The following is a 24,187-nucleotide window of genomic DNA, read 5'->3' on the forward strand; positions in this document are numbered from 1 at the left end:
CTATCGGATGTTACGAGTCGGAGGACGACGGCAATGAGCAGGAAACACTCCCAGGCGGGCGCGGTGGCTGCCACTTCCGCGCTCGTTGCGGTCACCCTCGCGGCCTGCGGTGGCGCCGAGCCCTCGGAATCGGGCACCGGCAAGCCGGTCTCCGGCGGCGCGTTCAACGTGGCTCTCAACGACGACCCGGGCAGCCTCTCCCCGCTGAGCGGCGTCTCGCTGGTCCAGCGCGCCCTGGTGCCCTACGCGTACGAGTCGCTGGTCTACACCACGGCCGAGGGGGAGTTCCTGCCCTGGCTGGCCGAGAGCTGGGAAGAGACCCCCACCTCGATCACGTACACCCTCAAGGAGGGCGTGACCTGTTCGGACGGAAGCGCATTCAGCGCCGAGACGGCCGCCGCGAACATCACCTACCAGGCGGACGAGAAGAACGGCACCTTCTGGCACGGCTCGAACATCACCGCCGAGATGTCCGCGAAGGCCGAGGGCAACCAGCTAACCGTCACCAGCAAGAGCCGTAACCCGTTCCTGCTGGCCTCGACCGGCGCGGTGGAGATGGTCTGCCAGAAGGGCCTGGACGACCCGGACTCGCTCAAGGACGCCACCGACGGCACCGCGCTGTTCGCCCTCACCTCGGCCAAGGCCGGCAGCGAGTACACCTACACCAAGCGCGACGACTACACCTGGGGCCCGTCCGGGGTCACCAGCGACACTGAGGGCCTGCCCGACACGGTGGTCGGCAAGGTGGTCACCGACGAGTCCACCGCCGCCAACCTGCTGCTGTCCGGCGGCCTGAACGCCGCAGGGGTGGCCGGGTCCGACCGCGACCGGCTCGAGGCGGCCGGCACCGCGTACAAGGGCACCCCCAACCCGATCGGCGAGATGCTCTTCAACGAGCGCTCCGACCGTCCCACCGCCGACGTGCGGGTGCGCCAGGCCCTGACCCTGGCCCTGAACCGCGAGGCGGTCGGCGACATCGTCACCAACGGGCACTACGAGGAAATGAAGTCCCTGGTCAACCAGACGCCGCTGCTGTGCGTGGCCGGTGGCCCGCAGTGGCAGCTGCCGCCGCGGGATACGGCCAAGGCCGGCGCGCTGCTCGACGAGGCCGGGTACCCGGCCGGGGCCGACGGGGTGCGCGCCAAGGACGGCAAGCCGCTGAGCATCCGGTTCCTGTATGACGCGGGCACCCCCAGCCACGCCGCCGCGGCCGAGGAGGTCCAGGCGGAGTGGAAGGAGATCGGCGTGCAGACCGAACTGGTCGCCGAGGACCCGACCGGCTGGTCCACCGACCTTTACCAGACCTACGACTGGGACACCGGCTTCATCCAGATCGCCCCGGGCACGCCGGTGGTCCTGAGCCTGTTCTTCCTCGGCGCCACCTCCGAGGACGGCGGCTACAACTTCATGGCGGTCGAGAACCCGGAGTACAACGCCCTGGCCGAGAAGGCGTTCACCGCCGAGGACGCCGAGAGCGCCTGCGCGATCTGGCAGCAGGCCGAGACCGAGCTCGTCGAGCGGGCCGACGTGTACCCGCTGGCCCAGACCACCACGCCGATCTTCTTCAGCGGGGCCACCGCCGAGGTCGCCGGATCGATCCAGCCCACCAGCATCCGGATGCTGGGCTGAGGCCGGTGACGACAGCCCCCGCACTGGCCGCGGCCGTCGGCTCACCCCGGCTGGTCTTCGTTCTGCAGCGCCTGGGCCGGGCCGTGATCTCCCTGGCGGTGGTGCTGGTCTCGGTGTTCTTCATGGTCCAGTTCGTGCCCGGCGACCCGGTCCGGGCGGCCCTGGGGCCCACCGCCCCCCTCGCCACGGTGAACGCCCTGCGCGAGCAGCTGGGCGTGGACCTGCCGCTGGGCACCCAGTTCAGCAACTACCTGAGCGGGTTGCTGCACGGGGACCTGGGCACCTCGGTCACCGCGCAGCGCCCGGTCACCGGGATGCTCTCGGAGCGGTTGCCGACCACCCTGACCCTGGCGGTCGTCGCGTTCCTGGTGGCCGTGGTCGGCGCCTTCCCGCTCGGGGTGGCCACGGCCGTCTCGGCTCGCTCGGGCCGCCATCGTCTCCTGGACCTGGGCGTCTCCGGGGTGCTGGGGGTGCTGGTGGCGGTGCCGAACTTCCTGCTCGCCGTCCTGCTGATCGCCACGCTGAGCATCGGGCTGGGGGCCTTTCCACCGGCCGGCTGGGGCACTCCGTCCGAGGCGGTGCTGCCGGTCCTGGCCCTGGCTGCCGGGCCGATGGCGTACCTGGCCCGGATCGTGCATGTCGAGATGCTGCGGGTGCTGGAGACGCCCTACCTGACCACCGCCCGCAGCAAGCGGCTACCGGGCCGGCTGCTGTACCTCAGGCACGCCCTGCCGAACATCGTGGCGGCCGCGCTGACCGCCGGCGGGGTCGTGCTGGTCGGCCTGGTCGCCGGAACCGTCCTGGTCGAGACGGTCTTCACGGTGCCCGGGATCGGCTCGATGATCGTCTCCTCGATCACCGCCAAGGACTACCCGCTGATCCAGGGGGTGGTGCTGGTGTACGCGCTGCTGGTGCTGGGGGCCAACCTGGTCATCGACCTGGCGCTGGCGATCCTCGACCCCCGTTCGGCCATTGCGGAGGCCTGAGATGAGACGTGTTTCCCCCCAGGCGGTCGCCGTCGTGGCCGGGCTCGTGGTGGTGGCCGGCGCCGCGGTGCTGGGCCCGACGCTGTTCGGTGATGCCGCCGAGGCCCGCGACCTGACCAACCGGCAGGCCGAGGCCAGTGCCGCGCACCCGTTCGGCACCGACGACCTCGGGCGGGACCTGTTCGCCCGGGTCGTGGTCGCCACCCGGCTCTCGCTCCTACTCACCCTGGGTGCGGTCGGTATCTCGGTGGCCGGAGGCGTGGTGCTGGGCGTGACCGCCGCCGTGCTGCCCCGGATCCCGCGCCGGCTCCTGACCGGCCTGATCGACATCCTGCTGTCCTTCCCCTGGCTGCTGCTGGCCCTGTTCTTCTCGGTGATCTGGGGCGCCACCTCCACCGGGGCCATGCTGGCCATCGGGTTCGCCGGGATCCCGGTGTTCGCCCGCCTGATCTACACCCTGGCCGCATCCGTCGCCAACACCGACTACGTGCGCACGGCAGGACTTCTGGGCAGTTCACCGCTGCGCACGTCGGTACGCCACGTGCTGCCGAACATCATGCCGCCGCTGGTGGTGAACGTCGCCGCGCACGCCTCGGTCACCCTGCTGTCGTTCGCGGCGCTGAGCTTCCTGGGCCTGGGAGTGCAGGCCCCGGAGTACGACTGGGGCCGTCTGCTCAACGCCGGGGCCAAGGACATCTACCGCGAGCCGATGGCCGCCATCGGTCCCGGGATCGCGATCGTCCTCACCGGCGTCCTCTTCTCCTTGCTGGGCGAACTGCTCAGCGAGGACCGGCGGCCGGTGGTCCGGGCGGTCCGGGAGACCGAAGAACCGGCCGAGACGGACAGCGGCGAGGCCGTGGTGGACGTCCAGAACCTGCGGGTCTCCTTCCGCACCGACGACGGCTCGCTGGTCGAACGGGTCCACGGGATCGACCTGAGGATCGCTCCCGGTGAGGTGGTCGGGGTCGTGGGTGAGTCCGGCTCGGGCAAGTCGGTCACCGCGATGGCGATCGCCGGCCTGCTCGGCCCCGAGGCCCAGGTCGAGTGCCGGCGCCTGGCCTTTCGCGGGATCGACCTGCGTGGGCGGCTGTCGGCCGCGCAGCGCCGCCAGCTGGGCCTGGAGCAGGCGATGATCTTCCAGGACCCGCTGTCCTCGCTGAACCCGGCCCTGACCGTGGGGCGCCAGCTCACCGAGGTCAGCCAGGTGCACGCCGGGCTGAGCCGGGGCGCGGCGCTGGAGAAGGCGGTGGCGGCCCTGGATCTGGTGCGCATCCCGGACCCGGCCCGACGGATCCGGCAGTTGCCGCACGAGTTCTCCGGCGGCATGCGCCAGCGCGCGATGATCGCGATGGGCCTGATGGGCACACCGCGGCTGCTGATCGCCGACGAGCCGACCACCGCGCTGGACGTCACCGTGCAGCGGCAGGTGCTGCGGGCCCTGCACGACGCCCGCGAGCGCACCGGCGCCGCTATCCTGCTCATCTCCCACGACATCGCGCTGGTCAGCGGGTTCTGCGACCGGATCGTGGTGATGCGCGACGGGGTGGTGGTGGAGCAACTGGCGGCCTCGGACCTGGACCAGGCCGAGCACCCCTACACGCGCGGGCTGATCGCCTGTGTCCCCGGCATGAACACCGACCGTTCGCGCCCGCTGCCGGTGATCGGGGTCGCGGCCGACGAGGAGGTGCCGGTATGAGTGAGCTGGTCTTCGACCGGGTGAGTGTGCGTTTCGGCGCCCACACCGCAGTGGACGAGGCGAGTCTGGTGGTGCGCTCGGGCACCACTCTGGGTCTGGTGGGGGAGTCCGGCTCGGGCAAGTCCACGGTGGCCCGGGTGGCCGTGGGACTGGAGAAGGCGGCCGGGGGCAGCGTGCGCCTGGACGGTGCTGTGCTCGAGCGGCGCAACCGGCGCAGCGTCCAGATGGTCTTCCAGGACCCGCTCGCGGCCCTGGACCCGCGGATGCCGGTGGGCACCTCGGTCGCCGAGGGCCTGCTGGCCACCGGACGGCGCTGGTCCGGTGCCGAACGCCGGGCCCGGGTGCAGGAACTGCTGGAGCTGGTGCACATCGACCCGTCCCGGGCGGGTGAGCGCCCGGCCCGCTTCTCCGGCGGGCAGCGTCAGCGGATCACCATCGCCCGGGCCCTGGCGGCCCAGCCGGCCGTGCTGATCGCCGACGAGATCACCTCGGCCCTGGACGTCAGCGTGCAGGGCGTGGTGCTGAACCTGCTGCGTGAACTGCAGCGCGAGCTCTCGCTGACCATGCTGTTCATCTCGCACAACCTGGCGGTGGTGCGCTACGTCAGCGACGACGTGGCGGTGATGCGCAACGGGCGCATCGTCGAGCACGGCCCCACCGACACCGTTCTGGACGATCCCGCCGACGCGTACACCCGCGAGCTGCTGCGCTCGATACCCGTCATGGGCCGTCCCCTCGACCTGAAGGACGCCTGATGCCCCTGATCACGACCCCCGCCGGGGTGGAGGTCTACTACGAGACCGCCGGCGATCCGTCGGCCGAGCCGTTGGTGCTCCTGCACGGCGGCGGCGCCCAGCTGATCGGCTGGTCCGAGGAATTCGTGGCGCTGCTGGTGCAGGCCGGGTTCTTCGTGGTGCGCCCGGACAACCGGGACGTGGGCCTGTCCCAGCAGACCGGTGGGCCGGACGACCTGCTGGCCGACTACGACCTGAACGACATGGCCGACGACGTGCTGGCGCTGCTGGACCACCTGGGCATCGAGCGGGCCCATCTGACCGGGATGTCGATGGGCGGGTTCATCGCCCAGCTGATCGCGATCGCAAAGCCCGAGCGGGTGGCCAGTCTCGGCCTGATGTCCACGACCCCCTGCAGCGACGCGGAGTTCCTGGTCGGCGAGCCCGGTGACGGGCAACCGGTCACCCAGGCCCCGGAACTGCTCGAGCACGACGCGTACGTGCAGATGTTCGTCCGTGGGCAGCAGGGCCTGCAGTCGCCCGGTTTCCCCTTCGACGAACAGGAGTCGGCCGCGCTGGCGAAGCGCTACTACGAGCGCATCTACCGCCCGGACGGGCTGGTGCGGCAGTGGAACGCCATGCTGCGTGGCCCGTTGGACCGCCGGGAGCAGCTGCGCGGGCTGGAGGTGCCGGCCGTCGTCATCCACGGCCGGCGCGACCAGCTGCTGAACCACCGCGCAGCCACGGAGTTCGCCGAGCTGTTGCCCCAGGCCGAGATCCACCTGTACGCGCAGATGGGCCACGACGTGCCCCGGGAACTGTGGCCCGAGTTCGTCACCGTGCTGGCGCGCACCGCCGGGCTGGCCTCAGCGCCGGGCGGCGCCCAGTAGCCGCACCCGGCAGGCCAGTTCGAGGGCGAAGCGGGTGTCCGGGTCGTCGAGGTCGAGCTGCAGCGTTTCGCGCACTCGCTTGAGCCGGTAGCCCACGGCGTTGGGATGCAGGTTCAGCTCCTTTCCGGCGTGCGCGAGCGAGTTGCGGTGCGAGAGGTACGACAGCAGCGTCACAACGGCGGTGTGCGCCCGCTCGGGGCCCTGCGCGTCCAGCGGGTGCAGGATGTCGGCCAGCAGGCTGCGGCTGGTGGGTGAGGCGTACACGTCGAGCAGCACCCGCCGCAGCCCGGTCACGTCGGTCAGCTCGACGCTGCCCAGACGTCCGGCGGCGATGGCGGTTTCGGCGGCGATCCGGGCCTCGGCCGCGGAGGAGCGCAGACCGCCGGCGCCGAGCTGGGGTGTGCCCAGCCCCAGGGTGTAGGCCCACTGCGGCCCGGCCAGGCCCTGCGCGTAGGCCTGCACCCGTTCGGCCACTTCCCGCAGGCGGCGCTGGTGGTCGCCTGCGCCGTGTTCCTCGGTGCTCACCAGGATCAGGTCGTCCTGGACGAAGGCCACGTGCCACATCTCCTCCCGGCCCTCGACCAGCTGCAGGGTGAACAGTTCCAGGGCCGGCTGCACGCTGCGCGGGGCCCGGGCCTGCGGTACCGAGAGCCCGGTCGGGGTCAGCCAGGCGGCGGCGTGCGAGAGCTGCAGCGGCAGGCCGAGCCGGGCCGCCGGTCCGACAAAGCCCTCTACCCGCGATGACTCGGCCAGGATCAGCTCGACGATCAGGTCGGCCCGGGACTGGGTGGGCGCGAACCGGTCGCTGATCTGGCGCTGGGCGGCCCGGGACATCAGCGAGGCCACCACCGGCCGGGCCACCGCGACGGCCGGGTCGTCGGCCGATCCCGCCAGCCGGCCGATCGGCACCTCGCCCACACAGACCGCATCGGTGGCCGACCACAGCACGTCGGTGTCGGCGACCAGGGCCATCTCGGCGCCCAGGGCCCGGTTGGCGGCCGCCAGAATGTCTTCTGGCCCACCACTGCGGGCCGCCTCCGAGGCTTTCTCGATGCCGTGTGCAGCACGGGTGATGGCCTCGGACGCACCCGCCGAGAGCATCCGGTCCACGGAAAGCGCCAGCTGGGCCGACTTCGCGCCGGGCGCAGCGAAAACCGTTACCCCACTGCGTTCGGCCAGCACCCGGGCGGTCGCGGGCAGGCCCAGATCGGTGGTGAAGACGATCCCCGCCAGCTCACGGGCCCCGGCCTGGCGCACGGCCACGTCCAGCCGGTACGGCGCCGGGGGAGTGTCTCCGGGAACGATCACCAAAGTCCCGGCGGCGACAGTGCTCAGCTGCTCCAGCGACGCCACCTCGACCCGCGCAACGGCGCGGTCCTGCGCCGGCCCGCCGCGCAGCTGCAGTCCCAGTCGTTCGGCCTGTCCCTGAAGGTCGGCAATGGTCACTTGTGCCATCGCCACAGTATGACCAGATTCTCTGAGCCCCCGGACCATAGGGGAGCCCGGGCGGGGTTTCTATGGTGATGCCCATGGCTCATACATCCCCCGCCGCTGCGCCGGGCGCGTTCGTCGCCGCCTCGGACGTCGCGGCCCTGGCCGCCGGCGCGGCCGTCTTCGGTACCGGTGGCGGCGGTGCGGTGCACACCTCCCAGGTCGTGGCCGAGCAGGCGCTGCAGGAGCACGGCCCGGTCCCGCTGGTGACGGTCGACGATTTGGGCCCGGACGACCTGGTGATGCTGATGTCCGGCATCGGCGCCCCCACCGTGGGGATCGAGATGCTCTCTTCCCGGCACCAGATCGACCTGCTGGTGCGCGAGGCGCAGATCGCCGCCGGCCGCCCGATCACCACCCTGATGGCCGCCGAGATCGGGGGCAGCAACGGGGTCGGCCCGGTCGGCTGGGCGGCCCGCCTCGGCCTGAAACTGCTGGACGCCGACGGGATGGGCCGCGCGTTCCCGAGCGCGGCCATGGTCTCGATGAACGTGGCCGAGTTGCCCTGCGACTTCGCCATCCTCAGCGACGTGGTCGGCAACGTCTCGGTGATCAAGACCATCGACCTGCACTGGCTGGAGCGCCACGCCCGGGCCCTGACCGTGGCCAGCGGCTCGATCTGCCTGGGCGCGCACTACCCGATGACCGCCGAGACCGCCCGCGGCGCAGTGGTCGAGGGCACCGTCAGCGCGGCGATCCGGGTCGGGCACGCCCTGCTGTCCGCGGCCGACCCGGTCCAGGCGGTGGCGGCCGAGCTGAACGGGGCGATCCTGCTCACCGGCAAGATCACCGACCTGGACCGGCGCACCGAGGACGGCTTCGCGCGGGGCTCGGTGACGATCGCCGGGACCGGCGCCGACCGGGGACGCCTGCAGCGCCTGGAACTTCAGAACGAGAACCTGGTCGTGCTGGAGGACGGTGAGGTTCTGGTCAGCGTGCCGGACAACGTGACCATCATCGACGCCGAGACCGGCCAGGCGATCAGCACCGAGATGCTGCGCTACGGGCAGCGGGTCGCGGTGCTCGCCTGGGCCTGCGACCCGATCTGGCGCACCCCGCGCGGTTTGGAACTGGCCGGCCCGGCCGCCTTCGGCTACGACCTCGACTACGTGCCCTTCAAGGAGATCAACCGATGAGCCGCGATCTGTCCCTGGGCGTCGACGTCGGCGGCACCAACACCGACGCCGTCGTCATCGACGCCGACGGCCAGGTCCTGGCCTCGACGAAACAACCCACCAGCGAGGACGTCACCACTGGCATCCGCGCCGCCATCTCCGCGGTCCTCACCCAACTGGGGGACGCCCGTCCTCAGGTTTCGCGGGTCATGCTGGGTACCACTCATGCCACGAATGCGATCGTGGCCCGGCGGGATCTGGACCGGGTCGCGGCGATCCGGCTGGGCGCTCCGGCTGCCACCGAGTACCCGCCACTGCTGGGCTGGCCGCCCGCCCTGGCGCAGAAGGTCCTGGCCGGCTCGGCCATGCTGGGCGGTGGCCACATGGTCGACGGCACTCCGATCACCCCGCTCGACCGCGACGGCATCCGCCGATTCCTCGACCAGACAGAGGATTTCGACGCTGTGTCGGTCACCGGGATCTTCAGCCCGTCCGGACCGGAGCAGGAACTGGAGGTGGCCGACCTGATCCGGGCCCACCTCGGCGCCGACGCCCGGGTCTTCCTCAGCCAGGACATCGGCCCCACCGGCCTGCTGGAACGCGAGAACGCCACCGTCCTGAACGCGGCCCTGTACAGCGTGGCCCGCTCGGTCACCGAGGCCCTGGTCACCGTCGTCACCGAGGAAGGGCTCGAGGCCGCCACCTTCTTCGCCCAGAACGACGGCACCCTGATGTCCCTGGACCACGCCGCCCTCTACCCGGTGCTCACCATCGGCTCCGGCCCGGCCAACTCGATCCGGGGCGCCGCCCACCTTTCCGGGGCCGAGCACGCCATCGTGGTCGACGTCGGCGGTACTACTTCCGATCTCGGCGTGGTGGTCAACGGTTTCCCGCGCGAGTCCACCCTGCCGCGCGAGATCGGCGGTGTGCGAACCAACTTCCGGATGCCGGACATCCTCAGCCTCGGCATCGGCGGCGGCACCATCGTCGACCTGGTCACCGGCGCGGTCGGCCCCGGCTCGGTCGGCCACCGAATCACCACCGAAGCCCTGCTCTTCGGCGGACCCACGGCCACCCTCACCGACGCCGCGGCCCTCAAGAGCACACCGGTCGAAGGACGCTCGCTGCCGGATCTGCCGGGCAGCACCGGCCGGATGCTGAGCGCCGCGCTCGAGGAAGCCCGGCGCCGGCTCGAAGACGCGGTGGAACGGCTCTCCCTCGGACGTGCCGACCTGCCCCTGGTCGTGGTGGGCGGAGGTGGCTTCCTGGTCCCCGACCAGGTGCCCGGCGCCGGGCCCGTGCTGCGTCCCGGAAACGGTGACGTGGCCAACGCCGTGGGTGCGGCAATCTCCCTGGCCGGGGGCCGGGCCGACCAGATCAGCAGCCTCGACGAACGAGAAGCCGCGATCCAGGCCGCCTCGGAAGCGGCCGTGGCCAAGGCCATTCATGCCGGCGCCGACCCGCTGCAGGTCACGGTCGTCGACATCCTCGAGACCCCGGTGACCTACACCGACCGGCCCACGGTCAAGGTCTCGGTCAAGGCGGCCGGCCCCTTGGCCCGGCTCGGCGAGCGGATGAACGCATGAACGAGTTGGTCGCCCTACGCCGGGCCCTGCACCAGGAACCAGAGGTCGGCCTGCACCTGCCCAGGACCCAGGCCACTTTGCTGCAGGCCCTGGACGGGCTTGGTCTGGAGATCACCACCGGCAGCGGCCTGACCTCGATCACGGCCGTACTGCGGGGCGGCCGGCCCGGGCCGGTGGTGCTTCTGCGCTCGGACATGGACGGCCTGCCGGTCACCGAGGCCAGCGGCCTGGACTACGCCTCCACCAATGGGGCAATGCATGCCTGCGGCCACGACCTGCACATGGCCGGGCTGGTCGGAGCGGCGCGGCTTCTGGCCGCCCGCCGCGAAGAACTGCCCGGCACCGTCGTCTTCATGTTCCAGCCGGGGGAGGAGGGCTACGCCGGTGGCCGCCTGATGATCGAGGAAGGTGTCCTCGACGCCGCCGGACAGCGACCCGTCGCCGCCTACGCCGTGCACGTCGACTGCCTGACCCCGGCCGGTCAGGCCGTCACCCGGCTGGGACCGATCATGGCCAGCGTCGGCACCTTACGGCTGCGCGTACGCGGCACCGGCGGTCACGCCGCCTACCCCCACCACGCCACCGATCCGGTTCCGGCCGCCGCTCAGATAATCCTGGCAGTGCAGACTTTCGCCGCCCGCCGCGTTCCGGTCACCGACCCAGCAGTGATCTCGGTGACCCGGATGACCACCGACTCGGCCGCGGGCAACGTGCTGGCCTCCTCAGTCGAACTGGAGGCGAACATCCGCACGCTTTCCCGCGAAACCCTCGCCCTCGTCCGTAATCAACTACCAGCGCTGCTCACCGCGGTGGGGGAGGCCCACGGATGCACGGTCGAGTCCGAATTCATCGACTCCTACCCGGTGACCGTGAACGACCCGGACGAGACCACCCGCGTCCTCGATCTTCTCGACGAGCTGTACGGCAAGAACGTGGTGCGGCTGCCGTTCCCGGGAATGGCCTCGGAAGATTTCGCCTACGTGCTGGAGGAAGTACCGGGAACACTGGTCTTCCTCGGGGCCGGTTCCCCGGATGCGGAGAGCGGGCCGATGCACTCCGAGCGGGCGCTCTTCGACGACTCACGGCTCGATGAGCACGCGGCGCTGCTGGTGGAGCTGGCCTGGCGGCGCCTGCAGGCGAGGGGCTGATCGCCCTCACCCGGCAGCCAGCCTGCGCAGACCGATATGGGACGGGGTACCCGGCTCGGCGGTCAGGGTCACCAGTTGCTGGTCCGGCTCGAAGGCGCTGACCAGGTTCGACCACTGCAAGGACAGATCACCGACGACCGGGTGCCGGAACAGCTTGGTGCCCACGCTGTGCGCGGCCACCCCGTGATCGGCCCACCAGCGCCGGAAGTTCGCATCCACGGGGGAGAGCCGGGCGATCAGGTCGGCCAGCCGCGGGTCGTCCGGTCGTCGGGCCGCCTCCATCCGCACCTGCTCCACGCAGCCGCGGGTCATGTCTTCCCAGTCCACGTAGAGCTTCCGGAAGTACGGCTCACGCAGCAGGAGCCACAGAAAGTTGCGCTCCGAGGGCGGATACCGGCCGAAGTCCAGATACAGCGCGGCGGCCAGCGGATTCCAGCCCAGGATGGTGGTGTAGGACCCGAGGACGATGGCGGGAACGTAGGTGAAGTCGTCCAGCAGACGCTGCAGTTCCGGCTGGACCTTCTGTTCCTGCGCCGACGCCCGGCCGGTCTCCTTGCCCGCCAGCTCGAACAGATACCGGCGCTCGTCGTCGTTCAGGTGCAGCACCTGCGCCAGCGCGGCAAGCACCGGCTCCGAGGCCCGCCGTCGCCCCTGCTCCAGACGGGCGTAGAAGTCGGGGCTGATCGAGGCCAGTTGTGCGACCTCTTCGCGGCGCAGCCCGTTGACCCGGCGCCGTCCGCCCGGCAGGGGCAGTCCGGCCGCGACCGGATCCAGGCCCTGGCGCCGGGCCCGCAGAAAGTCGCCCAGTTCGTTCACCGCTCCATCCTGGGACAACTCTGGCCCCTTTTGCGCGTCGAGCCGGTGCGCGAGCCTGTCGGGCATGAAGACCAGCGTCACGTTCACCGGGAGCGGCCTGCGGATGGCAGGCATCCTGTTCACCCCGGAGCAGCCCATCGCCACCCCGATGCCGGCGATCGTCATCGGCCACCCGGGCGGAGGCGTCAAGGAGCAGTCGCCCAGCATCTACGCCGAACGCCTGGCCCGTGCGGGCTTCGCCGCGTTCGTGTTCGACGCCGCCTACCAGGGCGAGAGCGAGGGAGAACCCCGTTCCCTGGAGAACCCGTTCCAGCGGGCCGAAGACGTCAAGAACGCCGTGAGCTACCTGAGCACCCGTGAGGACATCGACCCCGAGCGGATCGGCGCCCTCGGCATCTGTGCCTCCGGCGGATACGTCTCCTACGCCGTGCAGACCGACCTACGGGTGAAAGCGGTGGCCACGGTCAGCGGCACGGACATGGGCGTGGTGATGCGCGACGGGATCGGCGACACCCAGACCCCGCAGCAGCGGCAGGCCCTGCTGCGACAGGCGAACGCCGCGCGCACGGCCGAAGCCCGCGACGGCAAGGTGGTGCGTCAGGAATGGGTGCCGCACGAGCTGCCCGAAGGCGCACCGCAGGACCTACAGGAGGTCTTTGACTTCTACCGCACGCCGCGGGGCTTTCACCCGCGCGCGATCCAGCCCTGGCCGGTGCGCAACCTGGACCAGATGGTGCAGTACGACTCCTGGGCCCTGATCCGGCTGATCGCCCCGCGGCCGCTGCTGATGATCATCGGCTCGGAGGCCCACACCGGCTACCTGAGCCGGCGCGCGATCGAGATGGCGGGTGAGCCCAAGGAGTTGTTCGTGATCGACGGAGCGACCCACTACAGCCTCTACGACCAGGACGAGCACGTCACCCCAGCGGTGGCGCGGATGGTCGAGTTCTTCAGCAAGAACCTCTGACCGTGGCCATGGCAGCTCAGGCCGGGGTCAGGTAGGCGGTGGTGGCCTTCGCCCCGCTCGCGATCAGCTCCTTCTTCTGCTCCGGGGTGATCGTGAAGTCGAGGGTGCTGATGCCCAGGACGTCGATGAACACGGTGCGCTTGACGTCGGCCGGGGTGGCCATCAGATAGTCGAACTGGGCTCGTTTTTCGGTCTCGTAGAGCGCCTCCACGAAACCGGTGCGGCTGGTGATCGCCGGGCCCGGCGCCGGGTCGGGCAGGCCGAGGTGGAAGCCCAGGGTGGCGCTCGGATCGGTGGCGTCGAACATTTCGAGGGGGTAGTTCCAGACCGTGCCGCCGTCGACGAGGAGCTTGCCGGGCAACTGGCTGTCGGTGACCGGAATGAAGGCCAGGGCGATCGACATCGACATCCGCACGCCCCGGGACACTTTCAGGTTCGGGTACGTCTCATGGGAAAGCGTCACCCGTTCCCGGCTCACCAGGTCGCACGTGACGATGCGCAGGTCCTTGCCGGTGCTCCGGTACAGCTCGGCGAACGTCGGGTCACCGGACAGGTGGGTCTGCATCCACTTCTCGAAACGATCGCCCGTGTACCAGCCGTAGTGTTCCAGAAGATGCTCGATACCAACGGGTTTGGAGGTCGGGTCCTCGAAGGTGGTGAAGTCGAGGTCCATGAACAGGGTCTGCATCTCGTCGGGGGTGTACCCGGCCGCCACGAGAGAGGCGGTGATCGCGCCGGCCGAGGTGCCGGCGACGGCGTCGATACCGGAGAGGATGTTCTGTTCGGCGAGGACCTGGAGAGCGCCGACGTAGGCGACTCCCTTGACCCCGCCGCCCGAGAAGACCAGGTTCGAGTACGTCATGATCGCCCTTTTCCGCAAGAAGGGGAAACTCGGAGCGCTCACGCTAGGGCCTGGCCGCCGGCTTCTGCGGCGGCGGCCGCGGCCCGGTCACCAGGTCCGCAGTTCCGGCACAAACGGTCTTCAATCGGTCAAAAGGCTCTAGGTCGGGTGGGCGCCCGTGATCTCGGTGTCGCGGGCCGGTTTGGGCCGTCCGAGGTAGTAGCCCTGGGCCAGTTCGCAGCCGATCCGGGCGAGCCGGTCGAGCTGTTCCTGGGTTTCGACACCCTCGGCGACCACGTCCAGGTTGAACGCGTGCGCGGCAGTGATCATCAGCTGGACCAGGGCCTGGGTGGCGGGGTCCTCGGAGCGCAGGAAGCTCTGGTCGATCTTCAGAGTGTCGACCTGAAGCTTCTGCAGCTGACCGATACTGGTGTACCCGGTACCGAAATCGTCCAGGCTGACGGTAACCCCCAACGTCCTCAGATCTCGCAGGTGGGCGTCGGCGGTGGGCTCGTCCAGCAGCACGGTCTCGGTGATCTCGAGAACAAGACGTCCTGCCTCGAGGCCGCTTTCGTGCAGGGCGTGGCGCACCTCGTCGACCAGCGACTTCGAGGCCAGGTGCCGGGCCGAGATGTTCACGGCCATGGTGACGTCGCTGTGCCCCTCCGGGTCCTGCCTGGTCCATTCGGCCAGCTGGTGGGTGGCGCGGCCCATCACCCAGCGGCCGATCTCGCAGATCAGCAGGCTTTCTTCGGCGGTGGGGATGAATTCGTTGGGTGGGACCATGCCGCGTTCGGGGTGGCGCCAGCGGATCAGGGCCTCGTAGGAGCGCAGTTTGCCGGTGGCCACGCTCATCACCGGCTGGTAGTGCAACTCGAACTCGTCGCTGGCCAGGCCGGTGCGGATGTCGTGCTCGAGCTTGGCCCGCGCCTCCAGCTCCAGGCGCAGAGCCTGGTCGAAGATCTCGGCGCGACCGCGGCCGTTGCTCTTGGCCCGGTAGGCGGCCAGATCGGCGTCCTGCAGGAGCTTTTCGGCGTTGGTCTGGCCGTCGCGGGCCAGGGCGATCCCGACGCTGGCTCCAACGGAGGTCTTGCCGGCGGCGGTCATGATCGGGTCGCTGACCGAGGTCACCAGGCGTTCGGCGATGTCCATCAGCTCGGCCGGTGAGGGCACCGGGTCGATCAGCACCACGAACTCGTCGCCGCCTTGCCGGCCCAGGATGTCGCCGGCCCGCAGCACGCTCTTCATCCGCTCGGCCGTGGTCCGCAGCACCTCGTCCCCGGCGGCGTGCCCGAGCTGGTCGTTGACCCGTTTGAAGAAGTCCAGGTCGACGAACAGCAGAGCGACCTCGTGACCGGCGCGGTTGGCCCGGTGCATCTGGGCCTCGATCATCTCCATCAGATAGGCGCGGTTGGGCAGGTCGGTGAGGGGATCGTGCGCGGCCTGGTGGGCGAGGTCCTCGCGGTAGGCGTCGCGTTGCCGGGTGGAGGCCACCAGCTCGCGGACCGCCAGCCACATCCGGGCCGGGACGAGGACCGAGAGCAGGCTGGAGGCGATGACCAGGGGGAGATGGTCGAACTCCCGGTGGTTGATGTAGTCGAAGAGCAGCACCGCGGGGATCACCAGCAGGGCCGCGTACAGGCCCAGCAGCCGGGACGGCGACAGCGAGCCCATCTCTTCGGGGCGCACGGTGGGACCGGGAGCGCGGGCGGTGCGCAGTCCGGCCCCGGTCCAGCCGATGTACATGACCAGGTAGGACGACCAGAAGGCGCGGTCCTGCACCCCGGGTGACCCGTTGATCAGCCCGAACAAGGTGTCGCCGAGCAGCAGACCGCAGACGCTGAGCATCAGCCAGCCACCGGTCCAGGAGTCGATGACCGGGACTGGGCTGGTGACGATCCAGACCGCCAGCCCCAGCAGGACCATGTTCATCACCGCGTAGGAGATGGTGACGAACGAAGTCAGACCGTCGGCGCCCTTGATGCCGTCACCCAGGGCCAGCCAGAGCACCAGCCCGCCGGCGACGGTGACGACGGCGGTGTCCAGGAAGCCGCTGATCTTCCGGGGGCGTTCGCGCTGCAGCAGCAGGAAACCGGCAGCAAGGACGAGATATCCGACGAGGTAGACCACATCGGATGCGGCGGGGAACGGCCGCGGTGTGTCGGTGAAGGAGTAGGACCCTTGCAGGAGATCGGCGGCGAAGACCAGGGCGGTGCCGAAAGCGAACACTCGCCAGAAACTGCGCCGCTGAGGATCCCGCCGCGCACCTAGAGACAGGGCGACGAGCGCGCTGAAGCCGATCAGCCCGTCGGTGATGTTGCGCCCCACGCCCTCCGGAACCAGCCAGTAAGCCGTTATGAGTACCGCGAGGCCGACCGCCCACCGCCGTTCCAGACCGCTCCCCATGGCGAAGGCTTCGGAGCCGCCGGTCACTGGGTGAAGTCTGCGCTCACGCCCTCACTCCGCCGGGCGTGCGGCATCCCGAGGTCAGTGACGCACGGTGAAGAACGGCCTAAGATCCAGTTTGTGCGTTTCCAGGTGTTGGGTCCATTGCGCGGCTTCCTCGACGAGGCCGAGCTGCACCTCGGACCCCCGAAACAGCGCACGCTGCTCGCATTGATGCTGGTCAGGGCCGGGCAGCCGGTTTCTTTGCCGGAAATCGTCGACCTGATCTGGGGCGAGGACCCGCCCGACACCGTGGTGAACGTGATCCACCGGCACGTCGCGGCGGTGCGGCGGACGCTGGAGCCCGGGCTCCCTGCTCGTACTCAGTCGCGCTGGGTGACCAGAGTGGCTGCTGGTTACCGCCTCGATCTGCCCCCCGACACCCTGGATCTGACCGATTTCCGGGCACTGGTGCAGCAGACCGAGGACGCGCCCGCTCCGCAGGCCGCCCGGCTGCTGGTGCAGGCGCTGTCGATGTGGCACGGCCCGGTGGTGGCGGACCTGACCCCCGAGGCCCGCGAGCACCCGGCGTTCGTAGCCGTCGAAGCCGAGTACCTGGCCGCGATCCGCCGCGCCGCCGATCTCGCTCAGGGAGCCGGAACGGCGGTGGCCGGCGATCTGCTGCCCATCCTGCGCCAGGCCGCCGCCCGGCATCCGCTGGACGAGGCGGTTCAGGCCCGCCTGATGTTGCTGCTCGGGGTATTGGGGCGCACGGCCGAGGCGATGGACCTTTTCGAGGTACTGCGCTCGCGGCTGGGTACGGAGTTGGGCCTGACCCCCGGGCCGGAACTGCGTGCCGCGCAACGCACCCTCGCAGAGACCATGGCCGCTACGGGCGAGCTCCCGGTCGGTACCCCGACGCCTACCGCAGCCCCCGCACCCGACGTGACCACACCGTCCGTTGCTCCTCCTCTTCCCAGCCCTTCAGCTGAACAGCCCAAGATCCAAGCAACGGACGGGACGCTCGCCTGGGTGCGTCCCGCCCAGTTACCGGCGGACCTGGCTTGGTTTACGGGACGGCGGCACGAACTCGACGCGGTCACCTCCCTGCTGTCCGAGCCGGACGCGGCGGCAGCCCCACGCCTCGTGGTGATCAGCGGCATGGGCGGGGTAGGCAAGACCACGCTGGCTGTGCACTGGGCGCACCAGGTGGCGGACTACTTCCCCGACGGTCAGCTCTACGTGAACCTCCGCGGATTTCACCCCAGCGGAGCGGTGATGGGCCCGGCCGAGACGCTGCGCTCCTTCCTGGACGCACTCGGTGTACCCCGCGAACGTATCCCTGCCCAATTGGAAGCCCAGGCCGCGCTGTACCGCAGCCTGATGGCCGAACGCCGGATGCTGATCCTGCTGGACAACGCCCGCGACAGCGAACACGTGCGCCACCTGCTGCCCGGCACCACCGGCAGCCTGGTCATCGTCACCAGCCGCAACCAGTTGATCGACCTTGTGGCCACGGAGGGTGCGCGCCCGGTCGGCCTCGACCCGCTCCCGCGCAGCGACGCCTGGCGTTTTCTGGAGACCAGGCTGGGCGCGGACCGCACCGCGCTGGAAAGTGCCGCGGCCGACGAGGTGATCGAGCTGTCCGGCCGGCTGCCCCTGACCCTGGCCCTGGTGTGCGCCCACGTCGCGGTCAACCCGGCCCGATCCCTGGAGAACGTGGCCGCCTCGATCCGTGAGATCGGTGGACTGGACTCCTTCAGTGACTCCTTCAGCGGCGAAACCGCGCCCACCGACGTCCGTTCGGTGTTCTCGTGGTCGTACCACGCGCTCTCCGAACCGGCCGCTCGCCTGTTCCGGCTGTTCGGGCAGCATCCGGGCCCGGACTGCTCACTGGCCGCGGTGCTCAGCCTGGCCGATCGCGCCCGGCCCGAAATCTGGCCCGCGCTGGGCGAACTGCTGCGCGCCAGCCTGATCTACGAAGCCCGCCCGGGCCGGTTCGGCTGCCACGAACTGCTCCGGGCCTACGCCGGGGAACTGGCTGCCGTGCCTGAACACCAGCAGGAGTCCGCCGACGCGCGCGCCCGTCTGCTCGACCACTACCTGCATTCGGCCGATGCCGCGGCCGCCACGCTCACGCCCAGCCGCGACCGCCTGGCCCTGCCCACTCCGGTGACCGGCACCCGTCCCCAATCATTCGGCTCCACCCGAGAAGCCGCCGCCTGGCTGGAAGCCGAACGGCCCGCCCTGGTCGCCGTGATCCGGCAGGACCAGCGCTACGGCAGCGCCCGGCACACCTGGCAGCTGGCCGCCGTGATCGAGAACTACCTGGACCGTGCCGGATCCTGGCAGGTGCAGGTGGGTCTGCAGACCCTGGCCCGGGAAGCAGCCCAGCGCAGCGCCGATCTGCTGGGCACCGCGCACGCCAGCCGCGCCCTCGGGTTCGCCCAGTTCCGGCTGGGTCTGGACCAGGAGGCCACGCGCAGCCTCACGCAGGCGCTGGCCTTGTTCGACCGGCTTGAGGACTCCGGGGGCCGCGCCTACACCCGACGCCAGCTCGCGTTCCAGGCCAACGGCCGCGGCGACCATCGCACCGCACTGGCGCACTACCGGGTGGCGGCCACGCTCTACCGCGAGAGCGGGGACGTCAGTGGGCAGGGCTGGGTGCACAACGAAGTCGGCTGGACCCACATCCTGCTCGGCGAATACGACCAGGCCCTGACCGAATGCCTGGCCTCGATCGACCTGCACCGCGACGTCGGCAACCGCAACGGTGAGGCCGCGGCGCTGGACAGTCTGGGGTTCGCGCTGCATCATCTGGACCGCCCCGACGAGGCCCTGGACTCCTACTACGGGGCGCTGGGCATCTACCGGCAGATCGCCGACCGGTACCTCGAGGCCGACACCCTGGTGCACATCGGCGACTCGCACCTGAAGGCCGGACGTTCGGCCGAAGCGGTGCTGAACTGGGAAGACGCGCTCGAGATCCTGCAGGACATGGGGCATCCGGACGCCGGGGCGGTGCGGGACAAGGTGTCCGCGCTCTCGGTCGGACGTTCGTCGGTGCGCTGGCAGTACTGACCTTGAGGACGTCAGTGGGCGTCAGAAAAGCGTCAGAGATCCGGAACGGGCTTTTCGTACGTTCCTGGTATGACAGCCACGATCAGCGTTCCCGCTCAGTTCGCGCCGCAGGAGTCGAGCGTGCTGCTGGACGCGCTCGTCGTCGAGCACTCGCGGGCCTTGCTGGCCTACACCGAGTCGCTCGTCAATGATCACTACCTGGCCGAGGACATCGTGCAGGAGACCCTGATCCGGGCCTGGCGGCACGCCGGTGGGCTGAACCCGGCCAAGGGGTCGGTGCGCGGCTGGCTGCTGACGGTGGCCCGCAACCTGACGATCGACCGCAGCCGCAGCGCCACTTCGCGGCATGAGCGGGTGGCCTCCGAGGCTTTGCCGGCGGGGGTGCATCCGGACCACGCCGATCTGGTGGTCGACTCCCAGGCCACCGAAGACCTGCTGAGTGAGCTGTCGCCGGAACACCGCGACGTCATTCGGTTCACCTGTCTGTACGGGTTCACCGCCAAAGAGACCGCGCTGATGCTGGGCATTCCGGTGGGCACGGTGAAGTCGCGGCGTCACTATGCGCTCACCGTGCTGCGCCGGCAGGTTACCGCTGATCTCACGCCGGTACGGTCACCTCGAGGTCTAGTACCGGAATCCTGACCTCGCCACCGATCTCGGCGTGCCAGCGCCAGTGCGCACTCATCTCGCCGACCACCAGCCCGGTCCAGCCCGCACCCGCCGAACCGCACAGCTGCACCAGATCAGCCTGCTGCTGCGGGGTGCCCACCACGACCGCGCGCACCGGCTGCCGGCGCGCCGTGGCCCGCACGGTTTCCCCTTCCAGAAGCGGCTGTTCGGGGTTCAGGGAACGCGCGGTGCTCACCCGGTTCAACCCGGCCGGGATCTCGACGTTGCCGGCACTGCCCAGCACGAGCACCGGCGTCCCCGGCTGGACCTGAGCTATCTCGTTCAGCAGGTGCTGGACGACGTCACGAGCCACCGTCGGATCCCCGCCCACCGCGAGAACTCCGTCCAGCCGGCTGAGATCCACGAACACGGCTTCGCTCTCGCCGGCCGTCTCGATCGCTCCCACCCGGACCAAACAGGCCGTGCCGTCACCGTAATTGCGACCGAACGGGGTGCCGGAGGCCCGCCACCGGGTCTCGTCCACGGTGTCCCAGCCGGCCGGTGGCGTGACCGCGACGTTGTCCGAGGTGACCCACACCGTCACCCCGCGGTTGTCCACCCGCAGCGCGTGCACCTGGGGCGGCGTCGGGGCCGTGGCCAGCGTGCCGATCGTGCCGTAGGCGCGGCGGACCGTGTCGGTGTCCGCGGCGAAATGCGTTGTCAGCCACTTTCTCTGCCGGAGCTTACGGCGCCGCTCGGCCGGGGCGGTGAGGCTCTTGAGGAGTTCCGTGAACCGGGCGAACCAGCGGCTCACCCGCCGCCGGGCCACGATCGCGGCGGTGACGAGGGCCAGCAGCACCGATCCGACCACGGCGAGGACGGCGGCGAGCGGAAGGCTGACCTCGTTACCGCCCTGCACCTGGCCGTTGTCCATCTCCACGGCGTCGTTGTCGGCCTCGCGGGCGAGCTGGACCAGCTGGCCGGACGCGTCGTCGGGCAGACGCAGGATCCAGCCGGGGGTGAGCTGCTGATTCGGGTCTTCCAGCGCGTCTCCGTCCGGCTGCTGCTGCCCTTGGTTGAGCTCGAAGATCTCGCCGGCCCGGTTCTGATCGCCCAGGGTGGCCGCCGCCACCGCAGGCAGCGTGACGGGCTGGCCGCCGGTCTGGTTCAGGCCGGGCACGACGATGACCTTGACCAGGTTCTCGTTCTGGCCCTGCGCCTGAGCCGGGGTGGCCAGGGCCAGGCTCGCCAGGAGGGCGCCGAGCAGGAGCACGACGAGTCGCTTCATGCCTGGAGAACGAGATCGAGGGCATCAAGGGTTCAACTGAACCCTTCGCGGGTCCGGCGTCGTACATCCCTCGACACGCCAACCCATCGACGTGAACGGGCAGGGGCAGCCATGGTGCGACGGCACGCGAGTCCCGCGGACTTCGAGCTGGTCGGGATGAGCTCGGATCCCACTCCGGGGGATCCTGAGCTGATCCGTGCTGTGCAGCAGCGGTACTCGGACATCGGCGATGCGGCCGAGAAGGCGCTGAACGTGCTGCGTAAGGGCGGCGCGGTCGAGAGCGGGCGTGGCTCGGCGATGGACAAGCTGGCCGAGATGATCGGCGACGACCTGCCCGACAAGCTCCGCAAGACCGCCACCTCGTACCAGGAGGCGGCCCGCGCCTACCGCGAGTACATCCCGCGCCTGGAGGACGCCCAGTCCACCCTCGACCAGGCCGTCGACCGGGCGCAGGAGGCGGCGCCCAAGGCCAACCAGGCCCTGCCCGCCCCGCTTCCGCCCGACGCCACCCCCGAGGCCCAGGCCTCCGCCCGCAGCACCGAAGATGCGATCGAGGCCGGGCGGGCGCAGCTGAGTGCGGCCCGGAGCCTGGCCGAACAGGCCCGATCGATGCGCGAGACCGCAGCCCGGCAGGCCTCCGAGGTGCTGGACCGGGCGGCGGGGGAGGCGATCCCGGAACGGAACATCTTCCAGAAGATCGCCGACTTCTTCAAAGAGTTCCCGTTCGTGGAGATCCTGCTCGGCATCCTCATCGCCATCGTGGCCGTTTTCTTCCCGGTGGTGGGATTTCTGCTCGGAGCAGCACTTTTCGCGGTGACCACCTTACCGGCGATACTCGCCGGAGATTTCGAGCTGGCGGATCTGCTGCTGGCTCTGGTCTCGATCCTTCCGCTGGGTGGAGCGCTGGCGCGCGGAGCCAGAATTGTCGACGACGTGGCCCGGTTGCGTAACGGAGCGGGCCGGTTGTTCGGTGGCCTTCGCGGTGCCGACGATCTGCCGCCGGGAGCGACGCGAGGCAACGGCTCGATCAACGACCTGCGTGACTCCCTGGACGATGCCCGCCCGGTCGGGCCGGCCGGCCAGGTCGTTCGCGGTGCCGGCGAAGAGGCGATCCAGGCCATTGGCGAGGGGCTGGCCGCGCAGGCGGTCAGCGGCGAGGAACTGAGCGTGGGGGCCGTTGTCGGGGGAGCGCTGGCCGGTGGGATCGCCGGTGGTGCTGGGCGGCGGGGTCGAAGTGGGGACGATGCCCCGCCTTCGCTGCCTGGCTCACCTCGACCTGGTGAGACCGATCGGAGTGGTGCTGGTTCGCCTGCGGATGAGCCGGCGCAGGAAGGGTTTGGTTCAGTTCCCTCTGAGGCGGATCGCAGCGGCTTCGGGTCCCGGCCGGAAGAGCCGGCCCGGGAGGGCATTGGTTCTGCTCCGGCTGAGGCAGGGCGCAGCGGTCTAGGTGCTCGGCCGGATGAGCCGGCGCGGGAGGGTTTCGGTTCGGCTCCGGGTGAATCTGGTCGCGGTGAATTGGGTTCTCGGCCGGAGGAGCCGGGCCGGGAGGGCATTGGTTCTGCTCCGGCTGAGGCAGGGCGCAGTGGCCTGGGCGCTCGGCCGGATGAGCCGGCGCGGGAGGGTTTCGGTTCGGCTCCCGGCGATTCGGGCCGCGGTGAGTTTGGTTCACGGCCGGAGGAGTCGGCGCGGGATGGGCTGGGTTCTGCGCCTGCTGAAGCGGGTGGCAGTGGGTTCGGCCCCAAGCCGGCTGAGCCTGAGCAGGGTGGTTCGAGTGCCGGCCCGGGGGAGTCCGTCCAGGGTGGCTCTGGTTCCGGCACCGAAGAATCAGATCGAAGCGGCTCGGGTGGCCGCCCGCAGGAGAGTGATCGGGGCGGCTCAGCTCCAGCACCTTCCCCCGTCGCTCCGGAGGCACCGTCGGACTCTGATCGTGGTGGGGGCGAGTCCTCGCCGCAGAGCCCCGCGCCGTCTCCAGCCGAACCTGCCGGGGGCGGGGCCTCATTCGGGTCTGACCAGGGCGGGGCTGCGTCGCCACCGGAGAGCCCGGCCGCGTCCCCGAGTGAGCCTGCTGGCGGCGGTTCTGCACCTGAGCCGGAGAACCCAGCCACATCTCCTGGTGAGTTGTCCGGAGGCGGCGGCGAGGTCGCCCCGGAGGGCCCGGCGACTTCAAGCGATCCGTCGGCAGCGAACCCGCCGGCCGCTGACCTGCCGCAGAACGGCCTGTCCCAGAACGGCCTGGACAGCGAGGGCCTGAGCCCGGGGCGGCTCACCGATGACAACCGCACTCCGCTGGAGCAACTCGACCTGCGCCTGATCCCGGACCGGCTGGAGCGCGAAGGTGACACCCGGTTCTTCCGGGACACCGTGACCCAGCAGCGTCTGGAGGTCCATCAGGCCGATGGTCTGCTGGAGACGTTCAACGTGGTCGGTACCAACGAGCGGGTGTTCTTCGATGCCGGTGACGGCCCGGGTCAGGGCCGGTTCCTTCAGGACACCAGCGAGGCCGCCCCGGCCAGCTTCGAGAACACCTCTCCGCGAACCTTTCCCAAGCCGGCCGACCACTTCGTCGTCCGGGGCTTCGAGGAGACCGGTGATCTGACCCGGATCACCGACCTTGATGCCCTTCGAGGGGTCGGTGACAACCAGCGTCCGGTGCTGGTCCGGATGGATCAGCTCACCGACGACGTGCTGCGCGGGCGGGATTCGGTGGATCCGCCGAGGGTCGAGCACGTCAGCCGGGAGATTGCCAACGGTGAAGCGGTCGAGCCGATCGGTCTTCGGGCCGACGCCGACGGCCGGTTCACCATCGTCGGCGGTAATCACCGTATCGCCGCCGTCCGGGAGGCCGGGCTGGACTTCATACCCGTCGTCCTCAAGCCCTGAGCCCCCACCCCAGAACTCCCGGCCGCCGGCCGGGACGCACCACCC

17 protein-coding genes are annotated in these 24,187 nt (G+C 70.3%); 12 read left to right on the forward strand and 5 right to left on the reverse strand.

Translation table 11 applies throughout. The features are described from left to right. Nucleotides 1-33: 33 nt before the first annotated feature. Genes LR394_RS27815 through LR394_RS27835 form a run of 5 tightly spaced genes read left to right on the forward strand, consistent with a single transcriptional unit; the run spans nucleotide 34 to nucleotide 5,935 of the window. Nucleotides 34-1,629 (forward strand): ABC transporter substrate-binding protein, encoded by a 1,596-nt coding sequence (locus LR394_RS27815; protein ID WP_231447500.1) that lies wholly within the window; start codon nucleotides 34-36, stop codon nucleotides 1,627-1,629. 5 nt (nucleotides 1,630-1,634) lie between these two features. Next, complete coding sequence (locus LR394_RS27820; protein WP_231447502.1) at nucleotides 1,635-2,615, forward strand: ABC transporter permease; 981 nt, start codon at nucleotides 1,635-1,637, stop codon at nucleotides 2,613-2,615. 1 nt (nucleotide 2,616) lies between these two features. After that, complete coding sequence (locus tag LR394_RS27825) at nucleotides 2,617-4,311, forward strand: dipeptide/oligopeptide/nickel ABC transporter permease/ATP-binding protein (protein WP_231447504.1); 1,695 nt, start codon at nucleotides 2,617-2,619, stop codon at nucleotides 4,309-4,311. Further along, nucleotides 4,308-5,066, forward strand: coding sequence for an ABC transporter ATP-binding protein (locus LR394_RS27830; protein WP_231447507.1), 759 nt, complete (start codon nucleotides 4,308-4,310; stop codon nucleotides 5,064-5,066). Before LR394_RS27825 ends, LR394_RS27830 begins: the two co-directional genes overlap by 4 nt. Then, the gene (locus tag LR394_RS27835) at nucleotides 5,066-5,935 is read left to right on the forward strand and encodes an alpha/beta fold hydrolase (RefSeq protein ID WP_231447509.1); all 870 of its coding nucleotides are present in this window, start codon (nucleotides 5,066-5,068) and stop codon (nucleotides 5,933-5,935) included. The genes LR394_RS27830 and LR394_RS27835 overlap by 1 nt, the downstream gene beginning before the upstream one ends. Here the strand turns inward: LR394_RS27835 and LR394_RS27840 are convergent. Beyond that, nucleotides 5,912-7,390 (reverse strand): PucR family transcriptional regulator, encoded by a 1,479-nt coding sequence (locus tag LR394_RS27840; RefSeq protein WP_231447511.1) that lies wholly within the window; start codon nucleotides 7,388-7,390, stop codon nucleotides 5,912-5,914. The two genes, LR394_RS27835 and LR394_RS27840, sit on opposite strands and share 24 nt — an antisense overlap. Nucleotides 7,391-7,464: 74 nt before the next feature. Between LR394_RS27840 and LR394_RS27845 the strand changes: the two genes are divergently transcribed. From LR394_RS27845 to LR394_RS27855, 3 genes are read left to right on the forward strand one after another with little or no spacing between them, the layout of a single operon-like run. Continuing rightward, on the forward strand, nucleotides 7,465-8,562 hold the full coding sequence (locus LR394_RS27845) for a DUF917 domain-containing protein (RefSeq protein WP_231447513.1): 1,098 nt from the start codon (nucleotides 7,465-7,467) through the stop codon (nucleotides 8,560-8,562). Continuing rightward, a complete protein-coding gene (locus tag LR394_RS27850; RefSeq protein ID WP_231447515.1) occupies nucleotides 8,559-10,127 on the forward strand; it encodes a hydantoinase/oxoprolinase family protein in 1,569 nt (522 codons plus the stop codon). Before LR394_RS27845 ends, LR394_RS27850 begins: the two co-directional genes overlap by 4 nt. Then, nucleotides 10,124-11,275, forward strand: a complete 1,152-nt coding sequence (locus tag LR394_RS27855) for a M20 metallopeptidase family protein (RefSeq protein WP_231447517.1) — start codon at nucleotides 10,124-10,126, stop codon at nucleotides 11,273-11,275. The genes LR394_RS27850 and LR394_RS27855 overlap by 4 nt, the downstream gene beginning before the upstream one ends. A gap of 6 nt (nucleotides 11,276-11,281) precedes the next feature. On the opposite strand, the gene LR394_RS27860 is transcribed toward LR394_RS27855, so the two are convergent. Further along, nucleotides 11,282-12,109 (reverse strand): helix-turn-helix domain-containing protein, encoded by an 828-nt coding sequence (locus LR394_RS27860; protein WP_407937144.1) that lies wholly within the window; start codon nucleotides 12,107-12,109, stop codon nucleotides 11,282-11,284. A gap of 46 nt (nucleotides 12,110-12,155) precedes the next feature. Here LR394_RS27860 and LR394_RS27865 point away from each other — a divergent pair, with 46 nt between their 5' ends. Beyond that, entirely contained in the window at nucleotides 12,156-13,058 is a 903-nt protein-coding gene (locus LR394_RS27865; RefSeq protein WP_231447521.1) for an alpha/beta hydrolase, read from the forward strand. A 16-nt stretch (nucleotides 13,059-13,074) separates the two neighbouring features. On the opposite strand, the gene LR394_RS27870 is transcribed toward LR394_RS27865, so the two are convergent. Continuing rightward, nucleotides 13,075-13,920, reverse strand: a complete 846-nt coding sequence (locus LR394_RS27870) for a patatin-like phospholipase family protein (protein WP_269329912.1) — start codon at nucleotides 13,918-13,920, stop codon at nucleotides 13,075-13,077. 138 nt (nucleotides 13,921-14,058) lie between these two features. Further along, nucleotides 14,059-16,332, reverse strand: coding sequence for a putative bifunctional diguanylate cyclase/phosphodiesterase (locus LR394_RS43255; protein ID WP_231447523.1), 2,274 nt, complete (start codon nucleotides 16,330-16,332; stop codon nucleotides 14,059-14,061). Between the two features lie 93 nt (nucleotides 16,333-16,425). On the opposite strand from LR394_RS43255, the gene LR394_RS27880 reads away from it, so the two are divergent. Both LR394_RS27880 and LR394_RS27885 read left to right on the forward strand, forming a co-directional pair. Continuing rightward, nucleotides 16,426-19,365, forward strand: a complete 2,940-nt coding sequence (locus tag LR394_RS27880; protein WP_231447525.1) for an AfsR/SARP family transcriptional regulator — start codon at nucleotides 16,426-16,428, stop codon at nucleotides 19,363-19,365. A gap of 69 nt (nucleotides 19,366-19,434) precedes the next feature. Then, nucleotides 19,435-20,007 carry a sigma-70 family RNA polymerase sigma factor gene (locus LR394_RS27885; RefSeq protein WP_231447527.1) on the forward strand — a complete coding sequence of 191 codons (573 nt, stop codon included), beginning with the start codon at nucleotides 19,435-19,437 and terminating at the stop codon, nucleotides 20,005-20,007. Here LR394_RS27885 and LR394_RS27890 read toward each other — a convergent pair. Beyond that, nucleotides 19,964-21,262, reverse strand: coding sequence for a pepsin/retropepsin-like aspartic protease family protein (locus LR394_RS27890; RefSeq protein ID WP_231447529.1), 1,299 nt, complete (start codon nucleotides 21,260-21,262; stop codon nucleotides 19,964-19,966). The genes LR394_RS27885 and LR394_RS27890 overlap by 44 nt on opposite strands. A 111-nt stretch (nucleotides 21,263-21,373) precedes the next feature. On the opposite strand from LR394_RS27890, the gene LR394_RS27895 reads away from it, so the two are divergent. Continuing rightward, complete coding sequence (locus LR394_RS27895) at nucleotides 21,374-24,142, forward strand: putative T7SS-secreted protein (RefSeq protein ID WP_231447531.1); 2,769 nt, start codon at nucleotides 21,374-21,376, stop codon at nucleotides 24,140-24,142. Nucleotides 24,143-24,187 lie beyond the last annotated feature (45 nt).

Origin of the sequence: Kineosporia babensis, from assembly GCF_021129305.1 — a bacterium.
Classification (GTDB): domain Bacteria; phylum Actinomycetota; class Actinomycetes; order Actinomycetales; family Kineosporiaceae; genus Kineosporia; species Kineosporia babensis.

Bases quoted from the DNA above. Each gene is read 5' to 3' on its own strand.
- LR394_RS27815 (WP_231447500.1), top strand. From the start codon at position 34: ATGAGCAGGAAACACTCCCAGGCGGGCGCGGTGGCTGCCACTTCCGCG.
- LR394_RS27865 (WP_231447521.1), top strand. From the start codon at position 12,156: ATGAAGACCAGCGTCACGTTCACCGGGAGCGGCCTGCGGATGGCAGGC.
- LR394_RS27825 (WP_231447504.1), top strand. From the start codon at position 2,617: ATGAGACGTGTTTCCCCCCAGGCGGTCGCCGTCGTGGCCGGGCTCGTG.
- LR394_RS27855 (WP_231447517.1), top strand. From the start codon at position 10,124: ATGAACGAGTTGGTCGCCCTACGCCGGGCCCTGCACCAGGAACCAGAG.
- LR394_RS27885 (WP_231447527.1), top strand. From the start codon at position 19,435: ATGACAGCCACGATCAGCGTTCCCGCTCAGTTCGCGCCGCAGGAGTCG.
- LR394_RS27830 (WP_231447507.1), top strand. From the start codon at position 4,308: ATGAGTGAGCTGGTCTTCGACCGGGTGAGTGTGCGTTTCGGCGCCCAC.
- LR394_RS27845 (WP_231447513.1), top strand. From the start codon at position 7,465: ATGGCTCATACATCCCCCGCCGCTGCGCCGGGCGCGTTCGTCGCCGCC.
- LR394_RS27840 (WP_231447511.1), bottom strand. From the start codon at position 7,390: ATGGCACAAGTGACCATTGCCGACCTTCAGGGACAGGCCGAACGACTG.
- LR394_RS27870 (WP_269329912.1), bottom strand. From the start codon at position 13,920: ATGACGTACTCGAACCTGGTCTTCTCGGGCGGCGGGGTCAAGGGAGTC.
- LR394_RS27850 (WP_231447515.1), top strand. From the start codon at position 8,559: ATGAGCCGCGATCTGTCCCTGGGCGTCGACGTCGGCGGCACCAACACC.
- LR394_RS27895 (WP_231447531.1), top strand. From the start codon at position 21,374: ATGGTGCGACGGCACGCGAGTCCCGCGGACTTCGAGCTGGTCGGGATG.
- LR394_RS27890 (WP_231447529.1), bottom strand. From the start codon at position 21,262: ATGAAGCGACTCGTCGTGCTCCTGCTCGGCGCCCTCCTGGCGAGCCTG.
- LR394_RS27835 (WP_231447509.1), top strand. From the start codon at position 5,066: ATGCCCCTGATCACGACCCCCGCCGGGGTGGAGGTCTACTACGAGACC.